This window comes from Actinomyces oris, assembly GCF_001937665.1.
In the GTDB taxonomy this organism is placed as follows: domain Bacteria; phylum Actinomycetota; class Actinomycetes; order Actinomycetales; family Actinomycetaceae; genus Actinomyces; species Actinomyces stomatis.
Map to the genome: position 1 here is coordinate 1 of NZ_MSKL01000046.1, position 1,384 is coordinate 1,384.

The window sequence follows — 1,384 nt, forward strand, 5'->3', positions numbered from 1 at the left end:
AACCACCAGCCAAGAACCGCTCCGTCAGAGCCGGATAGGTTCCGGCCTGCGCCACGGCCAGAACATTGAGGCGCGGGTCCTCCGGACGAAGCAGCCTCTCCATCCACAGGTCGCGCGCGGCAGTGAGCCCCTGCGCGAGCCACCGCGCATTGACGAACTCCATGGCGTGAGTGCCCCCGGGGTAGACGTGCAGCTCGGCATCACCGCCGTCGCGCCACACCCTGGAGGCGAAGGCGACATCCTCATCCCGGAAGACCTCGGCGGAGGCCACTGAGATGAACAGCGGCGGCAGCCCGCCCAGCCATGTGGCGCGGGCGGGGGCCTCGTATGGGGTGACCAGCTCCGTGCCGCGCCGCTCCCCCAGCGCAGCATCCCAAGCGACATTGTTGTACGCCGTCGGCCAGGTGCCATCGTCCGGGTACTGACGCGCTGAGACCGAGTCCTGCCAGTGCTGCATTCCTGTGCGGTCATCCAGCATGGGGTAGTCCAGCAGCCCACCGAGAACGGCCGGCCCCTGTCGGTCTCGCGCCATGAGCAGCGTGCCGGCGCTCAGCCCTCCACCTGCGCTCGGCCCGACGACGACGACGCGCCCCGGATCGGCGCCGAGGTCCTCGGCATGCTCGACCGCCCAGCACAGCGTGGCGTAGCAGTCCTCAACGCCGGCGGGTGCCGGATGCTCCGGAGCCAGCCGGTACTCAGGACTGATAATGACGCCTCCGTACCTCCGCAGCCACGGGACAACGGTCAACAGACCGTTGAAACGGCATCCCATCACCAGTCCTCCCCCGTGCAGGGAGAGGAACAGAGGGCCGGGCCCGCCGACGGAGGCGCTCTGGACGGTCCGCACGACCGCAGCGGGAAACGCCGTCCCGTTCTGACGAAGGACCTCAACATCCTCCAAGTCGACGTCAGGATGCCTGAGCAGGAAACCCGCTCGGACCTCATCAACGGGGGCGCGCCAGCTCGGGATGTTCTGCACCGTCATGGTCCGGAAGATGCCGAGCGGCTCGATGCACTCAAGCAGGGCCGCAGTAGCAGTGTCGTAGGGAGGGCGGGTAGGGACCGCTTCATGCGAGTGGGGCATGCCGTAACTGTTGCACTGTGAGCGCTGTAGCAGCAACCCACTCACAATCAGTCATTGATCGGCACTACAGGGCTCCGCCTCCGGCCGCTGCTTGACGACGACTCCCGTTTTCAGCACGACATCCGTCCGGAGACGCGAGAACGCATGGGCGGGCACAATTCGACATTCACCAGCACAAATGCGCCAAAAGTCGGACAATGGGGCCATGCAGACGTCCCGCGGTGTCATGTCCGGCCTCACCACCTCCCCTATGACTCAGTCCTCCACGGCAATCGCCGAGATCAAGAACTACATTCTTGA

At 66.1% G+C, this 1,384-nt stretch carries 1 protein-coding gene; it reads right to left on the bottom strand.

The window, feature by feature from the left end; translation table 11 throughout:
- Nucleotides 1–1,084, bottom strand: a 1,084-nt coding sequence (locus BKH28_RS13090; protein ID WP_075419215.1) for an alpha/beta hydrolase, incomplete at its 3' end; no start/stop codon positions are given.
- Between the last annotated feature and the right edge of the window lie 300 nt (nucleotides 1,085–1,384).